Here is a 4,267-nt window from a genome sequence, read left to right as displayed (position 1 = left end):
CTTTATTTTTGTAGCAGGTCTGGCCCTGATGTCGATGTTCCTGATTTCCAATACGATTCGTGTAACGATTCTCGCCCGCCGCAAGGAGATCGGTATCATGAAGCTGGTGGGGGCGACGAATTATTTTATCCGCTGGCCGTTCTTTATTGAGGGGGCGCTCATCGGGCTGGTTGGTTCACTTGTGACCTCTGGCGTGCTGTATATCGGATACAGCAGTCTTACGAATTCCGTACAGGGAGATCCGATGCTGGGACTGCAGCTCATCCCGTTTGAAGATATCTGGGTGCTGCTCTGCGGGCTGCTGGTCGGTCTGGGCGTACTGATCGGCGTCTGGGGAAGTACCGTGTCAATCCGCAAATTCCTGAGAGTATAATGTCAGTTCACTGTTAAGCAACTTTAAATAAATGAGTAAAAGGATGGGGAGTGCGAGTTGAAGAAGATTGCCGCCGGATTAGCCGTAGCACTGCTGGCTGTCACTTTATTAGGGCCCTCTGACGGATATGCCAAGAAAACAACGGTTTCGGAAATAGATAAGCAGCTGAAGAAGCTGCAGCAAGAGGTGCAGGCCGCTAAGGCAGCACAGGAGCAAGCCGCTTCCCGCAATCAGGTAGCCCAGCACTATAAGAACAAAACAACGTTGAATCTCCAGTACGTACTGGATCAGATTGCCCAGGTAAAAGGTGAGATGACGACCATCTCCGGCAAAATCGCCAGCACGGAGCAGTCGCTGAATGTTACGGCGGCCGAGCTGGATGAAGCGGAGGCGCGTGTTGCTTCGCGTGAGAAACTGCTGGAATCCCGCGTCAGACTGATGTATACAGATGGGGCAGTTTCGTATCTTGACGTACTGCTGTCTTCAACGAGCTTCTCGGATTTCCTGGACCGGGCCGACTCGCTGAAGATGATTGTAGACCAGGATCAGGATCTGCTGGTGCAGCATAAGCTGGACAAGCAGACAGTGATCGCGAAGAAGCAGGAGCTTGAGGGGCAATACGCCCAGGCCAAGCAGCTCTATACGGATCTGGAATCCCAGCGCACGGTGCTTAAGGAGAAGGAAGCCGAGAAGCAGGAGCTTATCGCTTATTACGATGAAGAGATCCATGAAGCTGATGAAGTTAATGAAGAGCAGAACGCTAAGCTGGTGCAGCTGGCCAGCGAACGTTCGGCTCTTGAAGAGCAGAAGGACAAAATAAAGGCGGAGGAAGCGGCACGCAAAGCGGCTGCGGCCAAGGCGGAAGCGGCGCGCAGAGCCGCAGCTGCAGCTAAAGCCAAAGCCTCCAGAAGCGTCAGCAGTTCAAGCTCATCCTCGGAATATGCCGGAGGTAACGGACCGTTCCTGCTCCCTGTAGGCTCGGCGCGGATTTCCTCGGGGTACGGTTACCGGACACATCCGGTAACCGGTGAAGTCGGCAAAATGCATACCGGCGTAGACTTTGCGGTTGCACAGGGGACGGACATTCATGCCGCTGATTCCGGGACCGTACTGGTCGCCGAATGGTGGAGCGGCTACGGATACTGCGTGATCATCGATCACGGCGGCGGTGTATGGACACTATACGGCCATATCCGTGAAGGCGGTCTAAAAGTCAAAACCGGCGAGAAGGTAGACAGAGGCCAGGTCATCGCCGAATCGGGATCGACCGGTCGTTCTACAGGCCCGCATCTTCATTTCGAGGTGCGGATTGACGGTAAAACCGTCGATCCGATGCCGTATCTCTAAATTTTAGGCCTAATAAATATTAATACACGCTGCGGCATATACTGGAAGAGATACCGTCCTTTCCGGACGGCTACGGGATACACGAGCTCTACATGAAGGGACGGTGGGAACATCATGTTAAAGAAAAGCACGGCGGCCTTTATGATCGTCGCTGCGTTGTTATGCGGCAGCCTCCTGACCCTGGGCGTGACCGGCTATGCGCAGGTCTTCGGACAAGCTGCCGGTGAAGGCGTGGCTGCGGTATTGCAGACCAGCGGCTTACAGGAGAAGGAATCCCAGAAGCTGGGTACCGCGCTGAGCCTGATTGAATCGAACTATTACGAGGCTGTAGACCGGGACAAGCTGATCGATGGTGCTGTCAACGGTATGATGGAAGCATTGGGAGACCCTTATTCCAATTATATGGGCAAAGAAACCGCCGAGAAATTCGAGGAGAGTATTGAAGGTTCCTTCTCAGGAATCGGTGCGGAGGTATCCTCGGATAACGGCAAGGTCGTCGTTGTCTCACCGATCAAGGGAGCGCCGGCTGAAAAGGCCGGGATTCAGGCTAAGGATATTATTCTGTCGGTGAACGGCGAATCCCTGGACGGGCTTGAGCTGAATGATGCTGTGGCCAAGATCCGGGGGCCTAAGGGCAGCAAGGCTACGCTCAAGATCCAGCGTACAGGTTCTGCGGTGCCGCTGGAGTTCGTGATTACCCGCGATGATGTGAAGCTGGAAACCGTCTATGCCACCATGGAAAAGGACGGAGTCGGCGTAATCGAAGTTACCCAGTTCTCCATGAACACCGCCGAGCGGTTTAAGGAAGAGCTGGCTAGTCTGGAGAAGCAGGGCATGAAAGGACTCGTCATTGATGTCCGCAATGATCCCGGCGGTGTGCTGCAAAGAGTTATCGAGATGGCGGAGCTGTTCGTGCCTAAAGGCAAGGCGATTGTACAGGTAGATGAGAAAGGCAAGCCGCTCGACATTTATAACTCCAAAGGCTCAAGTAAGGATTATCCTGTCGTTGTTCTGATGAACAAAGGCAGCGCAAGCGCATCGGAGATTCTGGCCGGGGCTCTGCAGCAATCGGCCGGAGCCAAGCTGATCGGCGAGAATTCGTTCGGCAAGGGCACGGTGCAGACAAGCTTTGAGAAAGAGCTTGGGGATGGCAGCCTGCTCAAGATTACCATCGCCAAGTGGCTGACGCCGGACGGTACCTGGATTCACGGCAAGGGTATCAAGCCGGATATCGCGGTGGCGCAGCCGGATTACTTCTCGGTGGCACCGATTAACAAAAGTGTGACCCTGCAATACAACATGAACAGCTCGGATGTGAAGAGCGCGCAGACGATGCTGGACGGTCTGGGCTACAAGCCGGGCCGCAAAGACGGATATTTCGATGCCGGAACGAAGGATGCGGTGAAGAAATTCCAGAGTGCATCCAAGCTGCAGGCAACGGGTATTATCGATGCCAAGACCGCAGAAGCACTGGAGCTGGCACTGATCAAAGTCATTCAGGACCCGGCCCATGACAACCAGCGCAACAAGGGAATCGAAGAGGTACGGAAGGAAATTAAGGAAGCGGCGTCGAAAAAGTAAGAAGGCTGAATTCAGCCTTCTTTTTTTCTAGAATGAATATATTTCGAAGCTGAAAAGTTGAGAAGAGTCTATCAAAAGTTATGGTACTAGATTTCATTCCAAAAAAGTACGGGTATGTTCTATTGTACTTTGTGCAGCAGATCCCTGCGAATTCAGTCGGAAAACAAAAGCTATTGCACTTTGTACAGCAGAATGCGATTTGTCGATGAATCTTGAGCGTTCTACTGTACAAAGTACAATCATAAGCAATCAGATGGTATTTGAGCCTACGGAGCATTGGCATCCGCTAAAAGCTTTCTGCAGGAAAGCTCGCTATCTTCAGCATAAAGGAGTGTGACGACGGTTTGAATGATATGCTAGAACTGCTAACAAGCTTGGGCACAGCGGTCATACATCTGCTGATACAGCCTTATTACTATATTGCACTTTTATTTATAGCCCTTTACTACCGCAGACAGGTTGCGCTGGAACGCAAACTGATTCATGTGAAGCAGCACAGCTGGGGCGCGGAAACCTGGCGGACGATTTGGAGCGGACTTATGATGGGGCTGCTGGTTTCACTGGCTGCTGTAGCCTTGGGGATCTCTCTCCCGCCTGATGCTGTAATTTGTATCTGGATCGTCAGTCTGATCCTGATGTTATTCCGTGTGCGGTATTTATGCTTCGCTTACTCCATAGGCTTGTTAGGGATTATGCAGTTTATCTTCTCGTTCTTTCCGGATCTACTTCAGGACGGAACGGCCGGCAGGCTGGTAACGGCGCTGCGGGAGATGGATATCCCGGCGCTGCTTGTGCTGGCCGCGCTGCTTCATCTCGCGGAAGCGCTGCTCGCGCGCTGGCAGGGCGCACGGCTGGCGACGCCGCTTTTCCTGGCAGGCAAGCGCGGCAAGGTCGTCGGCGGCTACCAGCTTGAGGCCTTCTGGCCGCTGCCGCTGTTCCTGCTGATTCCCTCCGGGACGGGAATCA

At 53.2% G+C, this 4,267-nt stretch carries 3 protein-coding genes and 1 pseudogene; all 4 read left to right on the top strand.

Annotation, left to right across the window (positions count from 1 at the left end):
• Positions 1–373 (top strand): FtsX-like permease family protein (locus tag AQR02_RS31495; protein ID WP_148449178.1); only part of this gene is annotated, 373 nt, incomplete at its 5' end.
• A gap of 57 nt (positions 374–430) precedes the next feature.
• Positions 431–1,720, top strand: coding sequence for a murein hydrolase activator EnvC family protein (locus AQR02_RS20025; RefSeq protein WP_054942227.1), 1,290 nt, complete (start codon positions 431–433; stop codon positions 1,718–1,720).
• Positions 1,721–1,834: 114 nt separating this feature from the next.
• Positions 1,835–3,301, top strand: a complete 1,467-nt coding sequence (locus AQR02_RS20020; RefSeq protein ID WP_054942226.1) for a S41 family peptidase — start codon at positions 1,835–1,837, stop codon at positions 3,299–3,301.
• Positions 3,302–3,654: 353 nt separating this feature from the next.
• Positions 3,655–4,267: pseudogene (locus tag AQR02_RS34655) on the top strand (serine protease); the annotation flags it as partial.

The sequence above is a fragment of the Paenibacillus ihuae genome (genome assembly GCF_001368795.1).
Classification (GTDB): Bacteria; Bacillota; Bacilli; order Paenibacillales; family Paenibacillaceae; genus Paenibacillus_AQ; species Paenibacillus_AQ ihuae.
The sequence above is the reverse complement of the archived record's forward strand: the minus strand, read 5'-3'. Positions and strand labels throughout refer to the sequence as shown.

Coding starts and splice junctions, on each gene's coding strand:
- AQR02_RS20020 (WP_054942226.1), top strand. CDS start 1,835: ATGTTAAAGAAAAGCACGGCGGCCTTTATGATCGTCGCTGCGTTGTTA.